Raw genomic sequence first — 24,070 nt, forward strand, 5'->3', positions numbered from 1 at the left:
CGAGCCCCATGACGACAGTGCAGGCCATCAGAACCTTCTTCTTCTACCTGCTGCTGTCCTCCAGCTCCTTCTTCTGGTGCATCCTCTGTGTGTTCGTCGCACCTTTCCTACCGTTCCGGGCGCGTTACCGCTTCGTCATCCAGACCTGGTGCCGCTGCGCTACCTGGCTGGCCAAGGTGGTGGTCGGCATCCGCTATGAAGTCCAGGGTCTGGAAAACATCCCGCAGCAGCCCTGCGTGATCCTGGCCAAGCACCAGAGCACCTGGGAAACCTTCTTCCTCTCGGCGCTCTTCGAGCCGCTGTCGCAGGTGGTCAAGCGCGAGCTGCTGTACGTGCCGTTCTTCGGCTGGGCGATGGCCATGCTCAAACCCATCGCCATCGACCGCAGCAACCCCAAGGCGGCGCTCAAGCAACTGGCCAAGCAGGGCGCCGAGCGCATCGAGCAGGGCGCCTGGGTGCTGATCTTCCCGGAGGGCACGCGAATCCCGCCGGGCCAGATCGGCAAGTTCTCCCGCGGCGGCGCCGCCCTGGCGGTGAATGCCGGCCTGCCGGTACTGCCGATCGCGCACAACGCCGGCGAGTTCTGGCCCAAGCAGGGCTGGGCCAAGTTTCCCGGCACCATCCAGGTGGTGATCGGCCCGCTTATGCACGCCGAAGGGGAAGGTCCGCGTGCCATTGCCGAGATCAACGAGCGCGCCTTTGCCTGGGTGGCCCAGACCCAGCAGGAGATCAGCGGCGTGGCACCGCAGGTGAGTCCGGAGCAGGCCTCCAGCGTGGCCTGAGGCCATCTGTGGATAAGCTGTGCAAGAAATACCGGCGCAGTGCCATTACAGCGTCTAACCAACTGATCTGCATGGATATTATTATCGATGGAGCAATTCCTCGGCGGGGCATAAGTTTTTCGGCCCACCTGTCTTGGGGAATTCGGGAATGCCGCACAGTCTTGCCGGAACGGGCCTGAGCCAAAGCGGTTAAGCTAGGTCACCTGCAGTCGTGAAAGGGAATTTCGCTCCATGCCATCCATCTACCAGCTCAAGCCACGCTTCCAGAATCTGCTGCGCCCAGGCGTCACCCGCCTGCATGCCCGCGGCGTCACCGCCAACCAGGTGACCCTGACCGCAGCGCTGGTCTCGGTGCTGCTCGGCGCGCTGCTGGCCTGGCTACCGCATTACACCTGGCTGTTCGCCCTGATCCCGCTGTGGATGCTGCTGCGCATGGCGCTCAACGCCGTGGACGGCATGCTGGCCCGCGAATTCGGCCAGCAATCCAAGCTCGGCGCCTACCTCAACGAACTGAGCGATGTGGTCGCCGACAGCGCCCTGTACCTGCCTTTCGCTCTGCTGGTCGGGGTCTCACCGACCCTGGTGGTGCTGGTGGTGGTGCTGGCAGTGATCAGTGAATACGCCGGCGTGCTCGGCCCGATGGTCGGTGCCTCGCGCCGCTACGACGGCCCCATGGGCAAGAGCGATCGCGCCTTCTGCTTCGGTGTGCTCGGCGCCGGTGTGGCGTCCGGCCTGTTGCCGGCGTCTTGGATAAACGGGCTGCTGGCAGTGCTTCTGCTGTTGCTGCTGGTGACCCTGGTCAACCGTGTGCGCCAAGGCCTGGCCGAGGTGGCGCAACCCTCTCAATCGGAATAGGGACATTTCGATGCTTGAAGCCCAGAACCATATCTTCACTACTCATGACGGCGTAGAGCTGCTCTATCGCCACTGGCCGGCCACTACGCCTGCGGCCGCCCCGCGCAAGGCGGTGGTGATGTTCCACCGCGGCCACGAGCATGGCGGTCGCATGGCCCACCTGCCGGGCGAACTGGATCTGCCCGACTACGACTTCTTCGCCTGGGATGCCCGCGGCCATGGCTTGTCGCCTGGAGCCCGTGGTGACAGCCCGAGCTTCGCCACCAGCGTGCGCGACGTGCAGACCTTTATCGAGCACATCGCCGCCACCCACTCCATCGCCCAGCAGGACATGGCTGTGCTGGCACAGAGCGTCGGCGCCGTGGTGGTGTCGACCTGGGCCCACGACTACGCGCCGCAGATCCGCTGCCTGGTGCTCGCCTCGCCGGCCTTCAAGGTCAAGCTCTACGTGCCCTTCGCCCGCCCCGGCCTCAAGCTGCTGCGCGCCTGGCGCGGCAATTTCTTCGTCAACAGCTACGTCAAGGCACGCTTCCTCAGCCACGATCCCGAGCGCATCGCCTCGTTCGAGAACGACACACTGATCACCCGGCCGATTTCGGTAAACATGCTGCTGGGTCTCTACGATGCCGCCGACCGCGTTGTAGCCGATGCCCAAGCGATCCAGATTCCGACCCAGCTGCTGATCTCCGGCGCCGACTTCGTGGTGCACCGTAAACCCCAGGAGCAGTTCTTCGAGCGTCTGGGCAGCCTGCGCAAGGAGAAGCACATCCTTCCCGGCTTCTTCCACGACACCCTCGGCGAGCGCGACCGCGCCCATGCCCTGAGCCGCGCGCGGCGCTTTATTCTGCGCAGTTTCGAGGAGCCACTATGTCGTCCCTCGCTGCTGGATGCCGATCGCCTCGGCGCTACCTGCGCCGAAGCCGAGGAACTGGCCGCACCGCTGCCGAAAAACTCCCTGGGCGACCTGTACTGGCGCGCCACCCGCGCCGGCCTGAAGCTCGGCAGCGGCCTGTCCGACGGGGTGAAGCTGGGTTTCGACACCGGCTTCGATTCCGGCAGCACCCTGGACTATGTCTACCGCAACCAGCCTGCGGGCAAGTCAGCGCTAGGCCGGTTGATCGACCAGAACTACCTGAACTCCATCGGCTGGCGCGGCATCCGCCAGCGCAAGGCGCACGCCGAGGAACTGCTGCGCCTGGCCATGGGCAAGCTGCGCGAGGCGGGCAAAGACGTGCGCATCGTCGATATCGCCGCCGGCCACGGTCGCTACATTCTCGAATCGCTGGAGGGCATGGAGCACAAGCCGGACTCGATCCTGCTGCGCGATTACAGCGATATCAACGTGCGCGACGGTAGCGCATTGATCGAGCAGAAAGGCCTGGGCGAGATCGCCCGCTTCGTCAAAGGCGACGCCTTCGACAAGATGGATCTGGCCGTGCTCGATCCCAAGCCGACGCTGGCCGTGGTCTCCGGCCTCTATGAACTGTTCGGCAGCAACCAGATGGTCGGCGACTCGCTGGCCGGGCTGGCGGCGGCGGTCGAGGAGGGCGGCTACCTGATCTACACCGGTCAGCCCTGGCACCCGCAACTGGAGCTGATTGCCCGCGCCCTGACCAGCCACCGCGAAGGCCAGCCCTGGGTCATGCGCCGCCGCAGCCAGGCGGAAATGGATCAGCTGGTCGCCGCCGCCGGCTTCCGCAAGCTGGAGCAGCGCATCGATGAGTGGGGCATCTTTAGCGTGTCCCTGGCGCAGCGGGTGTCCTGATGGACGCCCCCGCCACCCACGAAAGCGGGCTATGGAAACGCGGGGTGCTCTGGCTGTTGCTGCTGGCCCCGCTGTTCTTCGCCAGCTACGGCTTCGCCAACTGGCTCACCGCCCAGCGTGACGATGTCGGCAGCCTGGTATTCGCCTGGGAACGAGCGACGCCGCTGTGGGCCTGGACCATCGTGCCCTACTGGTCGATCGACCTGCTCTACGGCCTGTCCTTCCTGCTCCCGGCCACACGCCGGGAAATGGACCGGCATGCCCTGCGCCTGCTCAGCACCCAGCTGATCTGCGTCGCCTGCTTCCTGCTCTGGCCACTGCGCTTCACCTTCGAACGTCCGGAGCTGAGCGGCTTTTTCGGCTGGATGTTCGATGTGCTGATGGGCTTCGACAAGCCGTTCAACCAGGCGCCTTCGCTGCATATCGCGCTGCTAGTGGTGATCTGGATGATGTTCGCCCGACATACCCGTGGTCCGCTGCTGCGCGGCCTGCTGCATGGCTGGAAGGCGCTGATCGGTCTATCGGTGCTGACCACCTGGCAGCACCACTTCATCGACGTGCCCACCGGCGCCCTGGCCGGCTGGCTGTGCGTATGGCTGTGGCCGATAGAAGGCCGCAGTCCGCTGCAGAGCCTGCGCCTGGCCCGCGAGCCACAACGTTGGCGTCTGGCCCTGCGTTATGGATTGGGCAGCGCCATCTGCGCCGCCCTGGCGGTCAATCTCGGCGGTGCCTGGTTGTGGCTGTTGTGGCCCTGCACCGCGCTGCTGCTGGTCGCGCTGAACTATGCGTTGTTCGGCGCGGCCGGGTTCCAGAAGCGCGCCGACGGCTCGCTCGGCTCCGCCAGTACCTGGCTATTGGCGCCCTATCTGCTCGGTGCCTGGATCAACTCGCGGCTGTGGACGCGCAAGCATCCACAACCGGATCAGGTAGTCGAGGGCATCTGGCTAGGCCGGGTACCGACCTCAGAGGAAGCTGCGCCCTTCGCCTCCGTGCTGGACCTCAGTGCCGAACTGCCGATCCGCCTGCCCGGCAAGATCTACCGTAACCTGCCGCTGCTGGATCTGGTGGCCCCCGACACCGAAGCCTGTCGCCAGGGCGCCGAGCTGATCGAGCAGTTGCACCGGCAGGGCCAGCTATTGGTCTGCTGCGCCCTGGGTTATTCACGCAGCGCCACGCTGGTGGCCGCCTGGCTGCTGCAGAGCGGGCGTGCTAGCAGCGTCGAGCAAGCCATCGAGCTGATCCTCGCCGCTCGTCCGCAGATCGTACTCGGCGAGCCTCAGCGCCTGGCACTGCAGGGCCTGCTACAACCGGCCGCTAGTCTGGAGGTGGCGCATGGCGTCTGAGATGCAACTCGCGCTGGTCTCCAGCCTGCTGCGCCGTGGTCGCGGACTGGATCTGCTGTCCGGCGCCATCACCCTGCTCGCACTGGCCTATGGCCTGGCGCCGCTATTGGGCATCGCCTACAGCCCTGCCGCCACCATCATCTGCAGCCTGCTGGTGATGTTCGGTCTGGCCCAGAAGTACTGGGCGCTGCGCGTGGCGCTGGACGCCGATCTATTCACCCACTTGGCCGGTTACGTTCCACTCCTGCAGGAATGTACCGGCGAACTGGACCAGGCGCTGCTGCAGCTCGGCCTGCAGAAGAGTACCGCTGTTTCACGTGGCTGGGACGACCGCTGCCGCGGCGCTCTACGCCTGCTGCGCCTACAGGCCGCCTGGCTGATCGCGCAACTACTGCTCGCCCTGGCCACCATTCTCGCCATGCCCTGGCTTTCCCTGGCTGGATAAAGGAGTCATATCCATGCTCGCTTCGATCACCGCCTTCGCCATCACCTCGGCAGCTCGTCTGCTGACCGGTGCACGCGCCCTCTGGCTGGGCTGCACCGCCCAACCGGTGCAGCGGCTGTACTACGCCAACCACAGCAGCCACGGCGACTTCGTGCTGCTCTGGGCCTCGTTGCCGCCGGAGCTGCGTCGGCGTACCCGTCCGGTGGCCGGCTCCGACTACTGGATGAATGGCGACCTGCGCCGCTTCCTGATCCGCGATGTGTTCAACGGCGTGCTGGTCGACCGCGACCGCAGCGATCCGAATGCTAACCCGCTGCAGCCAATGCTCGATGCGCTGGAGCAGGGCGACTCGCTGATCATCTTCCCCGAGGGCACCCGCAACCTCACCGACGAACAGCTGCTGCCGTTCAAGAGCGGCCTGTTCCACCTGGCCCAGGCACGCCCCGAGGTGGAGTTGGTCCCGGTGTGGATTGCCAACCTCAACCGAGTGATGCCCAAAGGCAGGGCGCTGCCATTACCGCTGCTCTGCACTCTGAGCTTCGGCGCACCACTGGAACGCCTGGAGGGGGAGGACAAGACCGCCTTCCTCGAACGCGCACGCAACGCCCTGCTGGCCCTGGCTCCGGAGATCGTCTGACATGGATCGCAATACCATCCTGCTGTTCGCCGGCATCGGCGCCGTCCTGCTGCTGGCTACCCTGATCGCCCGCTACCTGCGCCACCGTGCCGGCGATGGGCCCAACGCGGTGATCGACAATCTCAATGCACGTATCGATGCCTGGTGGGCCATGGTGCTGGTGATCGGCATCGCCTTCCTGTTCGGCAACAACGGCGTGATCCTGCTGTTCTACTTCGTGTCCTTCTATGCCCTGCGCGAGTTCCTCACCCTGACGCCGACCCGGCGCAGCGACTACCCGGCGCTGGTAGCGGCCTTCTACTTCGCGTTGCCGATGCAGTACCTGCTGATCGCCCTGGACTGGTACGGCCTGTTCGCCATCTTCATCCCGGTCTACCTGTTCCTGCTGCTGCCGATCCTCGCCTCGCTGGCCGGCGATACCACGCGCTTCCTCGAGCGCGCCTCGGAAGTGCAGTGGGGGATGATGATCGCGGTGTACTGCGTGTCCGCCGTACCGGCGCTGCTGACCTTGGATATTCCCGGCTACGAAGGGCGCAACCTGCTGTTGATCGCCTGGCTGATCATCGTCGTGCAGCTGTCGGATGTGCTGCAGTACGTCTGCGGCAAGCTGGCCGGCAAGCGCAAGATCGCGCCCAAGCTGTCGCCGTCGAAGACCGTAGAAGGTTTCGTTGGTGGCGTGGCCCTGGCCAGCCTGGTCGGCGCATCGCTGTTCTGGATCACCCCGTTCAGCTTCTGGCAGGCCGCGCTGATGGCCCTGACCGTCAACCTGCTGGGCTTCGCCGGGGGCCTGGTGATGTCGGCGATCAAACGCGACCGTGGGGTGAAGGACTGGGGCCATATGATCGAGGGCCACGGCGGCATGCTCGACCGTATGGACTCGGTGTGCTTCGCCGCGCCGATCTTCTTCCACTTCGTGCGTTACTGGTGGGCCTGAGCCCACCTTTGCGCAGGCAACAAGAAATGGCCTGGAGCCATTTTTGATGTCGCCTACGGCGACGGCCCGCAGGGTTGCCGCCATGAATGGCAAGCAACAAAAAACCCGCCGAGGCGGGTTCTTTATGACCTTCCGACATCCTGTCGTTTGCCATCCTGGCGCGGTCTGTCTTCCTTGACCCGGGACATCCAGTTCCCGGCAGGTGTATGTAGATTAGTCAGGCGAGCCGAATGACAACAGAGCTGCCTTCCACCTCATCGTGTAAGCCATTGGCTATTCGGCTCGCAGCAGGAATCTAAACAAAACCCCGGCACTCAGGCCGGGGTTTTGATTTGCAGCGACTTCGCTATCAGAAGTCTAGGTTCGACACCGCCAGAGCGTTGCTCTCGATGAAGTCGCGACGCGGCTCCACGGCATCACCCATCAGGGTATTGAAGATCTGGTCAGCGGCGATGGCGTCCTCGATGGTCACCTTGAGCATACGGCGCACGGTCGGGTCCATGGTGGTTTCCCACAGCTGCTCCGGGTTCATCTCACCGAGACCCTTATAGCGTTGGATGCTGTGACGTTTGGTGCTCTCGACCTTCAGCCACTCGAACGCATCCTTGAAGGTGGAGACCGCCTTCTTGCGCTCGCCGCGCTGCACGTAGGCCCCATCTTCCAGCAGGCTGTTGAGCTGGTCGCCCAGAGCGGTAACCGACTTGTAGTCGTTGCTGGCGAAGAAGTCGCGGTTGAAGGTGATGTAGCTGGAAAGACCGTGGGCCAGTACTTCCACCTCGGGCAGCCACAGGTGACGCTCGCGGTCTTCACGCAGGCTGGCAGTGTAGGTCTGGCCGGACTTCTCGGCGCCCTTCAGGCGCGCCTGGAAGGCCTCCAGCCAGCCCTGCATGGCGGCCTGGTCGGCCAGCTGCTCCACCGATACACGCGGCAGGTAGACCATGTGTTCGGTGATGTCCTGCGGGTAGACGCGGGACAGACGGCCGAGGGTCTTGATCACCGCACGATACTCGTTGACCAGGCTTTCCAGCGCAGCACCGAACAGCCCCGGCGCGTTCTCGTTGACGTGCAGGCTGGCATCTTCCAGGGCCGACTGGGTCATGTATTCATCCATGGCCTCGTCGTCCTTGATGTACTGCTCCTGCTTGCCCTTCTTCACCTTGTACAGCGGCGGCTGGGCGATATAAATGTAGCCACGCTCGACCAGCTCCGGCAGCTGACGGAAGAAGAAGGTCAGCAGCAGGGTGCGGATGTGCGAACCGTCAACGTCGGCATCGGTCATGATGATGATGTTGTGGTAACGCAGCTTGTCGATGTTGTACTCCTCGCGGCCGATACCACAGCCGAGGGCGGTAATTAGCGTCCCGACCTCCTGGGAGGAAAGCATCTTGTCGAAGCGCGCCTTCTCGACGTTAAGGATCTTGCCCTTGAGCGGCAGGATCGCCTGGGTCTTGCGGTTGCGGCCCTGCTTGGCAGAACCGCCCGCGGAGTCACCCTCCACTATGTAGAGTTCGGACAGCGCCGGGTCTTTTTCCTGGCAGTCCGCCAGCTTGCCGGGCAGGCCGGCGATATCCAGCGCGCCCTTGCGGCGGGTCATCTCGCGGGCCTTGCGCGCGGCCTCACGGGCGCGGGCGGCGTCGATCATCTTGCCAACCACGGCCTTCGCTTCGTTGGGATTTTCCAGCAGGAAGTCGCCGAAGTACTTGCCCATTTCCTGCTCGACCGCGGTCTTCACCTCGGAGGAGACCAGCTTGTCCTTGGTCTGCGAGCTGAACTTCGGGTCCGGCACCTTGACCGAGATGATCGCGGTCAGGCCCTCACGGGCGTCATCACCAGTGGTGGCGATCTTGAACTTCTTCGCCAGGCCTTCCTGCTCGATGTAGTTGTTCAGGTGACGGGTGAGGGCGGAGCGGAAGCCGGCCAGGTGGGTACCACCGTCACGCTGCGGAATGTTGTTGGTGAAGCAGAGGATGTTCTCGTTGAAGCTGTCGTTCCACTGCAGCGCCACTTCAACGCCGACGCCGTCTTCCTCGCGCTGGATATTGAAGTGGAACACCTGGTTGACGATGGTCTTGTTGGTGTTCAGATACTCGACGAACGCCTTGAGTCCGCCCTCGTACTTGAACAGTTCTTCCTTGCCGCTGCGCTCGTCCTTGAGAACGATACCGACACCGGAGTTGAGGAAGGACAGTTCGCGCAGGCGCTTGGCCAGGATGTCCCAGCTGAAATGGATGTTCTTGAAGGTCTCGTCCGACGGTTTGAAGTGGATCTGGGTACCGGTGCCTTCGCTGTCGCCAACCGGGGCCAGAGGTGCCTGCGGCACGCCGTGCACATAGGTCTGTTCCCAGATCTTGCCGCTGCGGCGGATGGTCAGAACCAGCTCCTTGGACAGGGCGTTCACTACTGAAACACCCACGCCGTGCAGGCCGCCGGAGACCTTGTAGCTATTGTCGTCGAACTTACCGCCGGCGTGCAGCACGGTCATAATGACCTCGGCCGCGGACACGCCTTCTTCTTTATGGGTGTCGACCGGAATGCCGCGGCCGTTATCGCGGACGCTGATGGATTCGTCGGGGTGAATAGTGATGCTGATCTCGGAGCAATGACCGGCCAGCGCTTCGTCGATGGAGTTGTCCACCACCTCGAACACCATGTGGTGCAGGCCGGTGCCGTCATCGGTGTCGCCGATGTACATGCCCGGGCGCTTGCGTACGGCATCCAGACCTTTGAGTACCTTGATACTCGAGGAGTCGTACGTGTTGTTCTCGTCGCTCATGCGTTCACTCCCGATGCGGTGATCACTCCATGTTCCACGTGGAACATGGCGACTGGCGTATCCGTGCGCCAGCCATCCTTCAAAAATTCTTGGTCAACACAGGTGATGAACACCTGGCACTGCAAATCGTCCAGCAGGCGGCACAAGGCCTGTCGATGTCGCTCATCCAGCTCCGACGGCAAGTCGTCCACCAGATAAATGCATTGGCCATGTTTGGCCTGGTTCAGCAGATGCCCTTGGGCGATGCGCAAGGCACAGACCACCAGCTTCTGTTGACCGCGGGACAGAATCTCCGCGGCATTGTGAGTCCCCAAACGCAGGCGCAGATCAGCACGTTGCGGACCGGCTTGGGTGTGACCCAGCTGCTGATCGCGGGGCAGGGTAGAAGCCAGCACATCGGCCAACGGCTTGTCCTTATCCCATCCGCGGTAGTAGCTGAGGGATAACCCTTCCAGCTCCACCAGCTCGCTAAGCACCCGTTCGAATACCGGTTTCAGGGCCTGGATATAGGCCCTTCGATAGCCATCCAACTCGTCGCTGGCCAGGCACAGCTCACGGTCCCAGGCCGCTTGCGACGCGGCGTCGAGTGTACCATGCCGCAGCCACGAGTTCCGCTGCCGCAGGGCCTTCTGCAAGCGTTGCCAGGCCGGCAGGAAGCGTTGTTCCACGTGGAACACTCCCCAATCGAGGAACTGCCGTCGAACCTTGGGAGCACCTTCCAGGAGCCGGAAGCTATCCGGATTGATCACCTGCAGGGGCAACAGTTCGGCCAGTTGCGCGGTGCTGCGCGCACTTTGTCCGTCGATACGAATCTGCAGCTCACCCTGGCGATCACGAGAAATGCCCAGATTGCTGTGCATGCCTTCCGGCTGCTGCACCTGACCAAATACAGTACAGGCCGACTGCTCGTACTGAATCATCGGCAGCAGCTTGTTGCTGCGGAAGGAACGGGCGAGGCCAAGCAGGTGAATGGCTTCCAGCAGGCTGGTCTTACCGCTGCCGTTGGCGCCATGAAGGATGTTGATACGGGGAGAGGGGGAGATCGTCACCGGGTGCAAATTTCGCACCGCGGTGACGGTGACGCGGGAGAGGGACATTCAGTGGCGATTACAGACGCATCGGCATAACGACGTAAGAGGAGTCGTCATTACCGGCTTCCTGCACCAGGGCACTGCTGTTGGCATCGGAGAGAATCAGGCGTACCTGCTCGGTGGTCATAACACCCAGCACGTCGAGCAGGTAGCTGACGTTGAACCCGATCTCCAGGGAGCCACCGTTGTAGTCGACTACCACTTCCTCTTCGGCCTCTTCCTGCTCCGGGTTGTTGGCCTGGATTTTCAGCAGGCCGCTGGCCAGCTGCAGGCGAATGCCACGGTACTTCTCGTTGGACAGGATCGCGGTACGGCTGAAGGCTTCGCGTAGGGCCTGCCGATCGCCAATCACCAGCTTGTCACCACCGCGGGGCAGCACACGCTCGTAGTCCGGGAATTTGCCATCCACCAGCTTGGAGGTGAAGGTGAACTCGCCGGTGGTGGCACGAATATGGTTGGCGCCCAGCACGATGGCCACCTCGCCGTCCTGCTCGGTGAGCAGACGAGCCAGCTCCAGAATGCCTTTACGCGGCACGATGACCTGGTGCTTCTCGGTATGCTCGATGGCCGCTTCCATGGCGCACATGGCCAGACGGTGACCGTCGGTGGCGACGGCGCGCAGCACGCCGGTCTGCACTTCGATCAGCATGCCATTGAGGTAGTAGCGCACGTCCTGCTGGGCCATGGCGAAGCTGGTACGTTCGATCAGACGGCGCAGCTTGCTCTGCACCAGGCTGAAGGTCAGCGAACCCGGGCCTTCCTCGACGGTGGGGAAATCGTTGGCCGGCAGGGTCGACAGGGTGAAGCGGCTGCGCCCGGCTTTGACCACCAGCTTCTGCTCGTCGACGCGGATATCGATCAGCACGTCGCTAGGCAGACTCTTGCAGATGTCCATCAACTTGCGCGCGGGGACGGTGATCTCACCCGGCTCGGCGCTGTGTTCGAGAGTGACGCGACCAACCAGTTCGACTTCCAGGTCGGTGCCGGTCAGCGACAGCTGCTGGCCTTCCACTACCAGCAACACGTTCGACAGAACCGGCAGGGTCTGGCGGCGTTCGACGACGCCGGCGACCAGTTGCAGGGGTTTCAACAGGGCTTCGCGTTGAATGGTGAAATGCATGGTCTCGTCCCTTGCCTTGTGGGCTGCGTATTCAGGTGGTCAGGGTGCGCAGCAGGTTCTTGTAGTCCTCGCGGATGTCCGCGTCGGCTTCGCGCAATTCTGCAATCTTACGACAGGCGTGCAGTACTGTGGTGTGGTCTCTTCCGCCAAAAGCATCGCCGATTTCCGGCAGGCTGTGGTTGGTCAATTCTTTCGACAAAGCCATGGCCACCTGGCGTGGTCGCGCCACCGAACGGGAGCGTCGCTTGGAGAGCAGATCGGCAATCTTGATCTTGTAGTACTCGGCCACGGTGCGCTGGATATTGTCCACGCTCACCAGCTTGTCCTGCAGGGCCAGCAGATCCTTCAGCGACTCGCGGATCAGCTCGATGCTGATCGGCTGGTTGGTGAAGTGCGAGTGGGCGATCACCCGTTTCAGCGCGCCTTCTAGTTCGCGCACGTTGGAGCGGATGCGCTGGGCAATGAAGAAGGCGGCGTCATGCGGCAAATCAACCTTGGTCTGCTCGGCCTTCTTCATCAGGATGGCCACGCGGGTCTCCAGCTCCGGTGGCTCGACGGCCACTGTCAGGCCCCAGCCGAAACGCGACTTCAGGCGCTCTTCCAGGCCTTCGATTTCCTTCGGATAGCGGTCGCTGGTGAGAATCACCTGCTGGCCACCCTCGAGCAACGCGTTGAAGGTGTGGAAGAACTCCTCCTGGGAGCGCTCTTTCTTGGCGAAGAACTGGATGTCGTCGATCAGCAAGGCGTCGACCGAACGGTAGAAGCGCTTGAACTCGTTGATCGCGTTGAGCTGCAGCGCCTTGACCATGTCGGCCACGAAGCGCTCGGAATGCAGGTACACGACCTTGGCGTTGGGGTTCTTCTTCAGCAGGTGGTTGCCCACCGCGTGCATCAGGTGGGTCTTGCCCAGACCGACGCCACCATAAAGGAAGAGCGGGTTGTAGCCGTGCTTGAGATTGTCCGCCACCTGCCAGGCCGCGGCACGCGCCATCTGGTTGGACTTACCCTCGACGAAGTTCTCGAAAGTGAAGGTGCGATTCAGGTAGCTGGTGTGCTTCAGCGCCCCCTCCACCTGCACGGTCCGCTCGGCCGGACGGCTTGCCGCTGGAACCGGAGGAGCACTGCTCAGCGGATCATTGCTCTGGGGATCGTGCGGCTCCGCCATAGGAGCGGCAGCTACCGGCGCACTACTAATAGGAGGTGTCGGCGCGGCCATACGCGGAGCGGCACTGCGCTTGCTGCCAATCAGCAGGGACAGCGCGGGTGCCAGACCATTTGCGCGCTCGGCCAGCAGCTCGAGCAGACGCACCATGTACTTCTCGTTGACCCAGTCGAGCACGAAGCGATTAGGCGCATAGACGCGCAGCTCGTCGCCCGCGGATTCCACCTGCAAGGGGCGGATCCAGGTATTGAATTGTTGGGCGGGCAACTCGTCGCGAAGCAGCTCCACACACTGCTGCCAAAGTTCTACGGACACTGATATCCCCTGGGATCGCTACGGTCGGCGAAGCTAAAAATCAGCGAGCATTGTAGCCCCGGGGTCACGAGTTATCCACACGAATGCGCGATTTCAACCGAGGAAAATCAAGGATTTATTTATGTTTCCACTATTCCCAGATGATTTTTGAAAGGCTGTGGATAAAGGTAACTAAAGACTGGGTAAAAGCTTGGGCGTAACCTCGTGGAAAAACCGTCTGTGGGTAAATCGGCGATTCCTGCACAGGCCTTGCACCTGCTGCGAACATCCAGCGCACCGCTTGCCGACAGCCTTATCCTTCGATGAACACCAATCTTGACGCGACCTGCAGCGACTTCTCCACAGGCGGAACAGGCGCTATTAAGTTTTAACAAAACAAGCTCTTTAAAGAATTTCTTTCCTTTTATCCTTCTTTATCCATTCCAAGCTGGTTGGAAATTGACCTGAGGCCTCGGTTTCACTAGAATCGCCGGTCTCTTTAAACGGGGGCCATTTCCGGCTCCTTCGAACCATCCAGGTAGATCACCATGAAACGCACTTTCCAACCCAGTACCCTCAAGCGCGCTCGCACCCATGGTTTCCGCGCTCGCATGGCCACCAAGAACGGCCGTGCCGTCCTGTCGCGTCGTCGCGCCAAGGGCCGCAAGCGTCTGACCGTCTGATAAACCGGAACGGATGGTGAGTCGAGACTTCAGCCGGGAAAAGCGTCTGCTAACCCCCCGGCACTTCAAGGCAGTTTTCGACTCACCGAGCGGCAAGGCACCCGGCAAGAACGTCCTGCTCCTCGCGCGTGCCAACGATCTCGACCATCCCCGCCTGGGGCTGGTGATCGGCAAGAAAAGCGTCAAGCTCTCCGTCGAGCGCAACCGTCTGAAACGCCTGATCCGGGATTCCTTCCGGCTCAACCAGGAGTTGCTGGCTGGTATGGACATTGTCGTGGTGGCACGCAAGGGCCTTGGCGATCTGGACAATCCGGAACTGCATCAGCAGTTCGGCAAACTCTGGAAACGCCTCGCCAAGCAGCGTCCCGACGCCGCACCTCCCGGGGTAAGCGACAGCCCCCATGCGTAAACTGGCGATCCTTCCGATCCAGTTCTACCGCTACGCCATCAGCCCCTTGATGGCCAGTCACTGTCGCTTCTACCCCAGCTGCTCCTGCTACATGCAACAGGCCATCGAAACCCATGGCGTGTTGCATGGCGGTTGGCTCGGCCTGCGTCGGCTGGGCCGCTGCCACCCCTGGAATCCCGGTGGTTACGACCCGGTTCCGCCTCCTTCCTCCTCTTCGATGACCGAGTAATCCATGGACATCCAACGCTCGATCCTGCTCGTCGCCCTGGCCATCGTGTCCTACCTGATGGTTCTGCAGTGGAACGAGGACTACGGCCAGGCCGCCATTCCGGCCAGTGCCAGCGCTACCGTCGGCGGCAAACCCTCGACGGACCTGCCGGACGTACCGACCAGCAATGCCGCGGACGACGTGCCGACCGCCAATGGCGAGGCCAATCCGCAGCTGGCCGCACCGGCCGTGGTCAGCGACGAGCTGATCCGCGTGAAGACCGACGTCCTGGAACTGGCAATCGATCCGAAGGGCGGCGACATCGTCCAGCTGACCCTGCCGAAGTACCCGCGTCGCCAGGATCATCCGGAAGTACCGTTCCAGCTGTTCGACAACGGCGGCGAGCGTACCTACCTAGCGCAGAGCGGCCTGATCGGCAGCAACGCCCCGGACAAATCCAGCGGCCGTGCCCTGTGGAGCAGCGACAAGCGCAGCTATGAACTGGCCGAAGGTCAGGACCAGCTGGTGGTCGAGCTCACCTATGCCGAAGCCGGCGTCAACTACGTCAAGCGCTTCAGCTTCGAGCGCGGCCAGTACGACCTGGGCGTCACCTACAAGGTCGACAACCAGAGCGGTCAGGCCTGGAGCGGCAACTTCTACGCCCAGCTCAAGCGCGACAACAGCGCCGATCCTTCGTCCACCACCGCCACCGGCACCGCGACCTATCTGGGCGCCGCCCTGTGGACCGCCGAAGAGCCTTACAAAAAGGTGAACATGGGCGACATGGACGACAAGAACCTGCGCGAGACGGTGCAAGGTGGCTGGGTCGCCTGGCTGCAGCACTACTTCGTCACCGCCTGGGTCGCCGACAAGGACGACAGCAACAGTGTGCAGACCCGCAAGGACAGCCAGGGCAACTACATCATCGGCTTCACCGGTCCGCAGCTGAGCGTCGCCTCCGGCGCCAGCGCCGAAACCGGTGCCGTCCTGTATGCCGGTCCGAAGATCCAGGAACACCTTAAGCAGCTGTCCCCGGGTCTGGAGCTGACCGTCGACTACGGCATTCTGTGGTTCATCGCCCAGCCGATCTTCTGGCTGCTGGAACATATCCACAACCTGCTCGGTAACTGGGGCTGGTCGATCATCGTCCTGACCATCATCATCAAACTGGCGTTCTTCCCGCTCTCCGCCGCCAGCTACCGCTCCATGGCCCGCATGCGCGCCGTGTCGCCCAAGCTGGCCGCGCTGAAGGAACAGCATGGCGACGATCGCCAGAAGATGTCCCAGGCGATGATGGAGCTGTACAAGAAGGAGAAGATCAACCCGCTCGGTGGTTGCCTGCCGATCCTGGTACAGATGCCGGTATTCCTGGCCCTCTACTGGGTGCTGCTGGAAAGCGTCGAGATGCGCCAGGCCCCGTGGCTGGGCTGGATCACCGACCTGTCGATCAAGGATCCGTTCTTCCTGCTGCCGATCATCATGGGCGCCACCATGTTCATCCAGCAGCGTCTGAACCCGACTCCTCCGGACCCCATGCAGGCCAAGGTGATGAAGCTGATGCCGATCATCTTCACCTTCTTCTTCCTCTGGTTCCCCGCCGGTCTGGTGCTGTACTGGGTGGTCAACAACGTCCTGTCCATCGCCCAGCAGTGGTACATTACCCGGCAGATCGAGGCCGCGACGGCGAAAGCCTGAGTCCGCTGAAGCTGCACAAGACGCCCCCTCGTGGGGCGTTTTGCTATCCGCAAGATATCCACAGTCGAGAATCGCTATGACCAGCGCCCGTGAAACCATCGCCGCCGTCGCCACCGCTCAAGGTCGCGGAGGAGTCGGCATCGTGCGGGTCTCCGGGCCGCGTGCTCGCGCCATTGGCATTACCCTGGCCGGCCTGGAACCGAAGCCACGCCATGCCCATTACGGCCCCTGGCACGACGATGATGGCGATGTGATCGACCAGGGCCTGCTGCTGTTCTTCCCCGGTCCCAATTCCTTCACCGGCGAAGACGTGCTTGAACTGCAGGGCCATGGCGGCCCGGTGGTGCTCGACATGCTGCTGCAGCGCTGCCTGCAGCTCGGTGCACGCCAGGCTCGACCGGGCGAGTTCAGCGAGCGTGCGTTTCTCAACGACAAGCTCGACCTGGCCCAGGCCGAGGCCATCGCTGACCTGATCGAGGCCAGCTCGACCCAGGCCGCGCGCAACGCCCTGCGCTCGCTACAGGGCGAGTTCTCGCGGCGGGTGCACGAGCTAACCGAGCGCCTGATCCAGCTGCGCATCTACGTCGAGGCGGCCATCGACTTCCCCGAAGAAGAGATCGACTTCCTCGCCGACGGCCATGTGCTGAGCCAGCTGGACGGTGTGCGCGACTACTTATCCACAGTGCTGCGCGAAGCCGGTCAGGGCGCCCTGCTGCGCGACGGCATGAACGTGGTGATCGCCGGGCGCCCCAATGCGGGCAAGTCCAGCCTGCTCAACGCCCTGGCCGGACGCGAGGCGGCCATCGTCACTGATATCGCCGGTACTACCCGCGATGTGCTGCGCGAACATATCCACATCGACGGGATGCCGCTGCACGTGGTGGATACTGCCGGCCTGCGCGATACCGACGACCAGGTCGAGCGCATCGGCGTGGAACGTGCGCTCAAGGCCATCGGCGAGGCGGATCGGGTGTTGCTGGTGGTCGACTCCACCGCCCCGGAGGCTGCCGATCCCTTTGCCCTGTGGCCGGAGTTCCTCGACACCAAACCCGATCCGGCGCGGGTCACCCTGATCCGTAACAAGGCTGACCTGTCCACCGAGGCCATCGCGTTAGAAACCAGCGAAGATGGCCACGTGACCATCTCGCTGTCCGCCAAATCGGCCGAAGGGCTGGATCTGCTGCGCGAGCACCTTAAGGCCTGCATGGGTTTCGAGCAGACCGCCGAGAGCGGCTTCAGCGCCCGTCGTCGCCACCTGGAAGCACTGCGCCAGGCTCAGACCAGCCTCGAGCACGGCCGCAACCAGCTGACCCTGATGGGCGCCGGAGAGCTGCTGGCTGAGGACCTGCGTCAGGCGCAACAGGCGCTGGGCGAAATTACCGGTGCCTTCAGCTCGGATGACCTGCTCGGACGCATCTTCTCCAGCTTCTGCATCGGTAAATAAGCCTCCTGAACCCTGTGGAAAACCACGCCTGAGCCCGGTCTATAAGCCTGGTGACAACGGGGTGGAAAACCAGCCTGTGCATAAATCACGTTTTCATCCACAGGCGTTATCCAGCTTGCCCAACGGATAGGGCCAGGAATGGCACAGCCTTATACATCGCTGCAGGCCTTGTTATCTGGAATCTGCAGCGATCTATCCACAGAAAAGCGCTGCACCATGAATAAACATAAAAACTAAGCTTTATAAGATTTCTCTCTTTTATTCTCTATTTTCCTGAAAGACATCAGTCTGGCTATTTTTTGTGCAGAAGGCTTCATTCGGCCAAGCCAACTCCCTATACTTGCCACCCCTTTCCAATCCCCCTTTTCTCAACAGGCACGAGGTGCGTGGTGGACTTCCCTTCCCGTTTTGACGTGATCGTGATCGGCGGCGGCCATGCCGGCACCGAGGCTGCGCTGGCAGCCGCACGCATGGGCGTGAAGACCCTGCTGCTGACCCACAACGTAGAAACCCTCGGCCAGATGAGCTGCAATCCCGCGATTGGCGGAATAGGTAAAAGCCACCTGGTCAAGGAAATCGATGCCCTCGGCGGCGCCATGGCCATCGCTACCGACAAGGGCGGCATCCAGTTCCGCGTGCTCAACAGCCGCAAGGGTCCGGCCGTACGCGCCACCCGCGCCCAGGCCGACCGCATCCTGTACAAGGCGGCGATCCGCGAGATCCTGGAAAACCAGCCGAACCTGTGGATATTCCAGCAAGCAGCTGACGACCTGATCGTCGAACAGGACCAGGTAAAGGGTGTGGTCACCCAGATGGGCCTGCGTTTCATGGCCGATTCAGTGGTACTGACCACCGGCACCTTCCTCGGCGGACTTATCCACATCGGTCTGCAGAACTACTCCGGCGGCCGCGCCGGCGATCCACCCTCGATCGCCCTGGCCAAGCGCCTGCGCGAGCTGCCGCTGCGTGTCGGCCGGCTGAAGACCGGCACCCCGCCGCGTATCGATGGCCGTTCGGTGGACTTCTCGGTGATGACTGAGCAGCCTGGTGACACGCCGATTCCGGTGATGTCCTTCCTCGGTAACAAGGACATGCATCCGCGGCAGATCAGCTGCTGGATGACCCATACCAACGCCCGTACCCACGAGATCATCGCCAGCAACCTCGATCGCTCGCCGATGTATTCCGGGGTGATCGAAGGCATCGGTCCGCGTTACTGCCCGTCGATCGAAGACAAGATCCACCGCTTCGCCGACAAGGACAGCCACCAGGTGTTTATCGAGCCCGAGGGGCTCACAACGCATGAGCTGTACCCTAATGGCATCTCCACCTCGCTGCCGTTCGATGTGCAGCTGGAGATCGTGCGTTCGATCCGTGGCATGGAGAACGCCCATATCGTGCGTCCCGGCTACGCCATCGAGTACGACTACTTCGACCCGCGTGACCTCAAGTACAGCCTGGAGACCAAGGTCATCGGCGGCCTGTTCTTCGCCGGCCAGATCAACGGCACCACCGGTTACGAAGAAGCCGGCGCCCAGGGCCTGCTGGCCGGTGCCAACGCCGCACTGCGCGCGCAGGGCAAGGAAAGCTGGTGTCCGCGCCGCGACGAGGCCTACATCGGCGTGCTGGTCGACGACCTGATCACCCTGGGTACCCAGGAGCCGTATCGCATGTTCACCTCGCGCGCCGAATACCGGCTGATCCTGCGCGAGGACAATGCCGACCTGCGCCTGACCGAGAAGGGCCGTGAGCTGGGCCTGGTCGATGACGTGCGCTGGGCCGCCTTCGAAGCCAAGCGCGAGGGCATCGTCCAGGAAGAACAACGCCTGAAAAGCACCTGGGTGCGCCCGGGTACGCCGCAGGGCGATGCCATCGTCGCGCGCTTCGGGACTCCACTCGCGCATGAGTACAATCTGCTCAACCTGCTGGCCCGTCCGGAGATCGACTATGCGGCCCTGGCCGAAGTGACCGAGGCGCCGCAGGTGGATGCCCAGGTCGCCGAGCAGGTTGAGATCAAGACCAAATACGCCGGCTATATCGATCGCCAGCAGGAAGAGATTGAGCGCCTGCGCGCCAGCGAGGACACCAGGCTGCCGGCCGATATCGACTACGCCGGCATCTCCGGTCTGTCCAAGGAGATCCAGCACAAGCTGGGCAATGCCCGCCCCGAGACGCTCGGCCAGGCCGGACGCATCCCGGGCGTGACCCCGGCGGCCATCTCCCTGCTGCTGATCCATCTGAAGAAGCGCAACGCCGGCCAGACCCTGGAGATCAGTGCCTGATGTCCGTGGTCACCCAACGCCATGCCGATGAACTCGCGCAGGGCGCGCAGACGCTCGGCGTAGCGCTCAGCGCCCAACAGCACGAACAGCTGCTCGGTTACCTGGCCCTGCTGATCAAGTGGAACAAGGCCTACAACCTGACCGCTGTGCGCAACCCGGACGAGATGGTCTCGCGCCATCTGCTCGACAGCCTCAGCGTCGTGCCCTTCGTCGCCCAGCATGGTGACAACTGGCTGGACGTCGGCAGTGGCGGCGGCATGCCTGGCATTCCGCTGGCCATCCTGTTCCCCGAGCGGCGCTTCACCCTGCTCGACTCCAACGGCAAGAAGACCCGCTTCCTCACCCAGGTGAAGCTGGAGCTCAAGCTGGCCAACCTGGAAGTTATCCACAGCCGGGTCGAGGAGTTCCGTCCGCAGGTCCCGTTCAGCGGCATCTGCTCGCGCGCCTTCAGCTCGCTGCAGGACTTCACCGACTGGACCCGCCATCTGGGCAACGCCGATACCCACTGGCTGGCGATGAAGGGTGTGCAGCCCGACGACGAGCTGCAAGCGTTGCCGGCGGACTTCCGTCTGCAAAGCTGCGATGTGCTCAAGGTTCCCGGTTGCCAAGGCCAGCGTCACCTGTTGATACTGCGTCGCTCGGTCTAGGGGGAAGCAAGATGGCCAAGGTATTCGCGATCGCCAATCAGAAAGGCGGGGTCGGCAAGACCACCACCTGCATCAACCTGGCCGCCTCGCTGGTCGCGACCAAGCGCCGCGTGCTGCTGATCGATCTCGATCCACAGGGCAACGCCACCATGGGCAGTGGTGTGGATAAGCAGGCCCTGGAGCACTCCATCTACGACGTGCTGATCGGTGAGAGCACCGTCGGCGAGGCCATGCAGTTCTCCGAGCATGGCGGCTACCAGCTGCTGCCGGCCAACCGCGACCTCACTGCTGCCGAAGTCGCACTGCTCGAGATGAAGATGAAGGAGAGCCGCCTGCGCTATGCCCTGGCGCCGATCCGCGAGAACTACGACTACATCCTCATCGACTGCCCGCCGGCGCTGTCGATGCTCACGGTCAACGCCCTGGTCGCCGCCGACGGCGTGATCATCCCCATGCAGTGCGAGTACTACGCACTGGAGGGTCTGACCGACCTGATGAACAGCATCCAGCGCATCGGCTCGCTGCTCAACCCGAGCCTGAAGATCGAAGGCCTGCTGCGCACCATGTACGACCCGCGCATCAGCCTGACCAACGATGTCAGCGCCCAGCTCAAGGAGCACTTCGGCGAGCAGCTGTACGACGTGGTCATCCCGCGCAACGTGCGCCTGGCCGAGGCGCCCAGCTTCGGCATGCCGGCGCTGGCCTACGACAAGCAATCCCGTGGCGCCATCGCCTACCTGGCCCTGGCCGGCGAACTGGTACGCCGCCAGCGCTCCGCCGCGAAAACCGCAACCGCATAAGGAATCCCATGGCCATCAAGAAGCGCGGACTCGGCCGCGGACTGGACGCCCTGCTCGGCGGCAGCACCGCCGCTGTCCTCGAGGAAGAAGCGGTCAAGGCCGATAGCCGTGAGCTGCAGCACCTGCCGCTGGACCTGATCCAGCGGGGCAAGTACCAGCCGCGCCGCGACATGGACCCCTCCGCCCTAGAAGAGCTGGCCAACTCGATCAAGGCCCAGGGTGTGATGCAGCCGATCGTGGTGCGCCCTATCGGTGGTGGCCGCTTCGAGATCATCGCCGGTGAGCGCCGCTGGCGCGCCAGTCAGCAGGCCGGCCTGGACAAGATCCCGGCCATGGTCCGTGAAGTACCGGACGAAGCCGCCATTGCCATGGCGCTGATCGAGAACATCCAGCGCGAAGACCTCAACCCGATTGAGGAAGCCGTGGCCCTGCAGCGCCTGCAGCAGGAGTTCGAGCTGACCCAGCAGCAGGTCGCCGATGCGGTGGGCAAGTCGCGGGTGACCATCACCAATTTGCTGCGCCTGATCGCCCTGCCGGAAGAGATCAAGACCCTGCTCGCCCACGGCGATCTGGAGATGGGCCATGCCCGTGCCCTGCTCGGTCTGCCCCTGGAACAGCAGGTGGAAGGCGCGCGACATGTTGTCGCACGCGGCCTCACCGTGCGCCAAACCGAAGCACTGGTGCGCCAGTGGCTGAACAACAAGGAAAAACCTGCTGAGAAGGTCAAGGCCGATCCGGACATAAACCGTCTGGAGCAGCGCCTGGCCGAGAAGCTAGGGGCCCCGGTGCAGATCAAGCACGGGCAGAAGGGCAAGGGCCAATTGGTGATCCGCTACAACTCGCTGGATGAACTGCAGGGCGTACTGGCTCATATCCGCTGAAATCCGGACACAATTGCTCATGTAGCGGGCGGTCGGAATTCGCTACCGGCCAGTTGAACGGGTGGGGAACCGCCCCTATACTCTGCGCGCATTTTGTCGGCACAAAGTATGCCAAGTTGTTGATTTAACGTGCCGACCTAGAGGAACAGCGAAGATGGATGCCCGCACGCAGAAGCGCCTGCCCTTCCATCGTTTACCGGTCTTTCCGGTGCTGCTGGCCCAACTGGTCGTGATGCTGTTGGCCGCCGCCGTGCTGTATGGCTGGCGCGGCCCGGTAAGCGCCTATTCGGGACTCTGCGGGGGGCTGATTGCCTGGCTTCCCAACCTGTACTTCGCCCACAAGGCCTTCCGCTTCAGCGGGGCCCGGGCCGCCCAGAGCATCGTCCGGTCCTTTTATGCCGGCGAAGCGGGCAAGCTGATTCTGACGGCAGTGCTGTTTGCACTGACGTTCGTGGTGGTGAAACCACTGGAGGCGCCGGTTCTGTTCGGTGTCTTCGTGCTGGCGCTCAGCGTTGGCTGGTTCGCACCGCTGCTGATGAGAACAAGACTTTCGAGACCTTAGAGCGTTTGAGGCAAACATGGCAGAACAAACCGCTTCGGGCTATATCCAGCACCACCTGCAGAACCTGACCTTCGGGAAACTGCCGAACGGTGACTGGGGCTTCGCCCACACCGCGCAAGAAGCAAAGGAAATGGGCTTCTGGGCCTTCCACGTCGACACCCTGGGCTGGTCCGTCCTGCTCGGTCTGGTGTTCATCCTGCTGTTCCGCATGGCCGCCAAGCGCGCCACCAGCGGCCAGCCGGGCGGCCTGCAGAACTTCGTCGAAGTACTGATCGAGTTCGTCGACGGCAGCGTGAAGGATACCTTCCATGGCCGTAACCCGCTGATCGCACCCCTGGCCCTGACCATCTTCGTCTGGATCTTCCTGATGAACCTGATGGACCTGGTGCCGGTGGACTTCCTGCCGATGGCCGCTGCTGCCATTACCGGCAATGATCACCTGTTCTTCCGCGTGGTCCCGACCACCGACCCGAACGCCACCCTGGGCATGGCCCTGTCGGTGTTCGCTCTGATCGTGTTCTACAGCATCAAGGTCAAGGGCATCGGCGGTTTCCTCGGCGAGCTGACCCTGCACCCGTTCGGCAGCAAGAACATCGTCGTACAGATCCTGCTTATCCCGGTGAACTTCCTGCTGGAATTCGTCACCCTGATCGCCAAGCCGATCTCTCTGGCTCTGCGTCTGTTCGGCAACATGTATGCCGGCGAGCTGATCTTCATCCTGATTGCCGTGATGTTCGGCAGCGGCATGTTCCTGCTGAGCACCCTGGGCGTGGCGCTGAACTGGGCGTGGGCGGTGTTCCACATCCTGATCATCACCCTGCAGGCCTTCATCTTCATGATGTTGACCATCGTCTACCTGTCGATGGCTCACGAAGACAACCACTAAGCGGCAGCCGCCGCTTTGGGTAAACGAAAACCGCTTTACCGCTTCAACCTAAACCAATACGACATAAAAAGTCGGGAGGAAAAATGGAAACTGTAGTTGGTCTCACCGCGATTGCTGTTGCCCTGCTGATCGGTCTGGGCGCTCTGGGTACTGCCATTGGCTTCGGCCTGCTGGGCGGCAAGTTCCTGGAAGGCGCTGCTCGTCAGCCGGAAATGGTTCCGATGCTGCAGGTGAAAATGTTCATCGTCGCCGGTCTGCTGGACGCCGTGACCATGATCGGCGTTGGTATCGCTCTGTTCTTCACCTTCGCGAACCCCTTCGTTGGTCAAATCGCCGGCTAATCACTCGCTTGCGAGTTGATTGGTTTGACGA

Annotated in this window: 23 protein-coding genes; 19 read left to right on the forward strand and 4 right to left on the reverse strand. The window is 62.7% G+C overall.

From position 1 onward, the window contains the following. Positions 1 to 8: 8 nt before the first annotated feature. The 7 genes from N7607_RS11865 to N7607_RS11895 all read left to right on the forward strand — a co-directional run bounded on the left by N7607_RS11865 (position 9) and on the right by N7607_RS11895 (position 6,761). On the forward strand, positions 9 to 782 hold the full coding sequence (locus tag N7607_RS11865; RefSeq protein ID WP_279865806.1) for a lysophospholipid acyltransferase family protein: 774 nt from the start codon (positions 9 to 11) through the stop codon (positions 780 to 782). A 231-nt stretch (positions 783 to 1,013) separates the two neighbouring features. Further along, a complete protein-coding gene (locus N7607_RS11870) occupies positions 1,014 to 1,637 on the forward strand; it encodes a CDP-alcohol phosphatidyltransferase family protein (RefSeq protein WP_279865805.1) in 624 nt (207 codons plus the stop codon). Between the two features lie 10 nt (positions 1,638 to 1,647). Then, positions 1,648 to 3,402, forward strand: a complete 1,755-nt coding sequence (locus N7607_RS11875; protein ID WP_279865804.1) for a bifunctional alpha/beta hydrolase/class I SAM-dependent methyltransferase — start codon at positions 1,648 to 1,650, stop codon at positions 3,400 to 3,402. Then, a complete protein-coding gene (locus tag N7607_RS11880; protein ID WP_279865803.1) occupies positions 3,402 to 4,745 on the forward strand; it encodes a phosphatase PAP2/dual specificity phosphatase family protein in 1,344 nt (447 codons plus the stop codon). Before N7607_RS11875 ends, N7607_RS11880 begins: the two co-directional genes overlap by 1 nt. Beyond that, positions 4,735 to 5,190 (forward strand): hypothetical protein, encoded by a 456-nt coding sequence (locus N7607_RS11885; protein ID WP_279865802.1) that lies wholly within the window; start codon positions 4,735 to 4,737, stop codon positions 5,188 to 5,190. The genes N7607_RS11880 and N7607_RS11885 overlap by 11 nt, the downstream gene beginning before the upstream one ends. Before the next feature lie 13 nt (positions 5,191 to 5,203). After that, complete coding sequence (locus N7607_RS11890; RefSeq protein WP_279865801.1) at positions 5,204 to 5,827, forward strand: lysophospholipid acyltransferase family protein; 624 nt, start codon at positions 5,204 to 5,206, stop codon at positions 5,825 to 5,827. Between the two features lies 1 nt (position 5,828). Further along, entirely contained in the window at positions 5,829 to 6,761 is a 933-nt protein-coding gene (locus N7607_RS11895; RefSeq protein ID WP_279865800.1) for a phosphatidate cytidylyltransferase, read from the forward strand. A gap of 349 nt (positions 6,762 to 7,110) precedes the next feature. Here the strand turns inward: N7607_RS11895 and gyrB are convergent, their stop codons facing one another. Genes gyrB through dnaA form a run of 4 tightly spaced genes read right to left on the reverse strand, consistent with a single transcriptional unit; the run spans position 7,111 to position 13,222 of the window. Further along, complete coding sequence (gyrB, locus tag N7607_RS11900; RefSeq protein ID WP_279865799.1) at positions 7,111 to 9,534, reverse strand: DNA topoisomerase (ATP-hydrolyzing) subunit B; 2,424 nt, start codon at positions 9,532 to 9,534, stop codon at positions 7,111 to 7,113. Further along, positions 9,531 to 10,631 (reverse strand): DNA replication/repair protein RecF, encoded by a 1,101-nt coding sequence (recF, locus tag N7607_RS11905; protein WP_279865798.1) that lies wholly within the window; start codon positions 10,629 to 10,631, stop codon positions 9,531 to 9,533. The genes gyrB and recF overlap by 4 nt, the downstream gene beginning before the upstream one ends. Positions 10,632 to 10,641: 10 nt before the next feature. Next, on the reverse strand, positions 10,642 to 11,745 hold the full coding sequence (dnaN, locus tag N7607_RS11910) for a DNA polymerase III subunit beta (protein WP_279865797.1): 1,104 nt from the start codon (positions 11,743 to 11,745) through the stop codon (positions 10,642 to 10,644). Between the two features lie 31 nt (positions 11,746 to 11,776). Continuing rightward, positions 11,777 to 13,222: a chromosomal replication initiator protein DnaA gene (gene dnaA, locus N7607_RS11915; RefSeq protein WP_279865796.1), complete on the reverse strand. Its 1,446-nt coding sequence runs from the start codon at positions 13,220 to 13,222 to the stop codon at positions 11,777 to 11,779. Between the two features lie 527 nt (positions 13,223 to 13,749). On the opposite strand from dnaA, the gene rpmH reads away from it, so the two are divergent. The 12 genes from rpmH to atpE all read left to right on the forward strand — a co-directional run bounded on the left by rpmH (position 13,750) and on the right by atpE (position 24,039). Next, positions 13,750 to 13,884, forward strand: a complete 135-nt coding sequence (gene rpmH / locus N7607_RS11920) for a 50S ribosomal protein L34 (RefSeq protein WP_137973924.1) — start codon at positions 13,750 to 13,752, stop codon at positions 13,882 to 13,884. A 13-nt stretch (positions 13,885 to 13,897) separates the two neighbouring features. Then, positions 13,898 to 14,293, forward strand: a complete 396-nt coding sequence (gene rnpA, locus N7607_RS11925) for a ribonuclease P protein component (RefSeq protein WP_192398844.1) — start codon at positions 13,898 to 13,900, stop codon at positions 14,291 to 14,293. After that, positions 14,286 to 14,522 (forward strand): membrane protein insertion efficiency factor YidD, encoded by a 237-nt coding sequence (yidD, locus tag N7607_RS11930; protein ID WP_279865795.1) that lies wholly within the window; start codon positions 14,286 to 14,288, stop codon positions 14,520 to 14,522. Before rnpA ends, yidD begins: the two co-directional genes overlap by 8 nt. Before the next feature lie 3 nt (positions 14,523 to 14,525). After that, positions 14,526 to 16,196 (forward strand): membrane protein insertase YidC, encoded by a 1,671-nt coding sequence (gene yidC, locus N7607_RS11935; protein ID WP_279865794.1) that lies wholly within the window; start codon positions 14,526 to 14,528, stop codon positions 16,194 to 16,196. 76 nt (positions 16,197 to 16,272) lie between these two features. Further along, the gene (mnmE, locus tag N7607_RS11940; RefSeq protein WP_279865793.1) at positions 16,273 to 17,640 is read left to right on the forward strand and encodes a tRNA uridine-5-carboxymethylaminomethyl(34) synthesis GTPase MnmE; all 1,368 of its coding nucleotides are present in this window, start codon (positions 16,273 to 16,275) and stop codon (positions 17,638 to 17,640) included. A gap of 389 nt (positions 17,641 to 18,029) precedes the next feature. Next, positions 18,030 to 19,922 carry a tRNA uridine-5-carboxymethylaminomethyl(34) synthesis enzyme MnmG gene (gene mnmG / locus N7607_RS11945; RefSeq protein WP_279865791.1) on the forward strand — a complete coding sequence of 631 codons (1,893 nt, stop codon included), beginning with the start codon at positions 18,030 to 18,032 and terminating at the stop codon, positions 19,920 to 19,922. Next, positions 19,922 to 20,569, forward strand: a complete 648-nt coding sequence (gene rsmG / locus N7607_RS11950) for a 16S rRNA (guanine(527)-N(7))-methyltransferase RsmG (RefSeq protein WP_279865789.1) — start codon at positions 19,922 to 19,924, stop codon at positions 20,567 to 20,569. Before mnmG ends, rsmG begins: the two co-directional genes overlap by 1 nt. An 11-nt stretch (positions 20,570 to 20,580) precedes the next feature. Then, positions 20,581 to 21,369, forward strand: a complete 789-nt coding sequence (locus N7607_RS11955; RefSeq protein ID WP_279865788.1) for a ParA family protein — start codon at positions 20,581 to 20,583, stop codon at positions 21,367 to 21,369. An 8-nt stretch (positions 21,370 to 21,377) separates the two neighbouring features. Further along, positions 21,378 to 22,250, forward strand: coding sequence for a ParB/RepB/Spo0J family partition protein (locus N7607_RS11960; RefSeq protein WP_279865787.1), 873 nt, complete (start codon positions 21,378 to 21,380; stop codon positions 22,248 to 22,250). 154 nt (positions 22,251 to 22,404) lie between these two features. Continuing rightward, the gene (locus N7607_RS11965) at positions 22,405 to 22,812 is read left to right on the forward strand and encodes a F0F1 ATP synthase subunit I (RefSeq protein WP_279865785.1); all 408 of its coding nucleotides are present in this window, start codon (positions 22,405 to 22,407) and stop codon (positions 22,810 to 22,812) included. 16 nt (positions 22,813 to 22,828) lie between these two features. Further along, the gene (atpB, locus tag N7607_RS11970) at positions 22,829 to 23,698 is read left to right on the forward strand and encodes a F0F1 ATP synthase subunit A (RefSeq protein ID WP_279865784.1); all 870 of its coding nucleotides are present in this window, start codon (positions 22,829 to 22,831) and stop codon (positions 23,696 to 23,698) included. 83 nt (positions 23,699 to 23,781) lie between these two features. After that, positions 23,782 to 24,039, forward strand: a complete 258-nt coding sequence (gene atpE, locus N7607_RS11975; RefSeq protein WP_003097235.1) for a F0F1 ATP synthase subunit C — start codon at positions 23,782 to 23,784, stop codon at positions 24,037 to 24,039. Positions 24,040 to 24,070 lie beyond the last annotated feature (31 nt).

Origin of the sequence: Pseudomonas sp. GD04019 (assembly GCF_029837695.1) — a bacterium.
In the GTDB taxonomy this organism is placed as follows: domain Bacteria; phylum Pseudomonadota; class Gammaproteobacteria; order Pseudomonadales; family Pseudomonadaceae; genus Aquipseudomonas.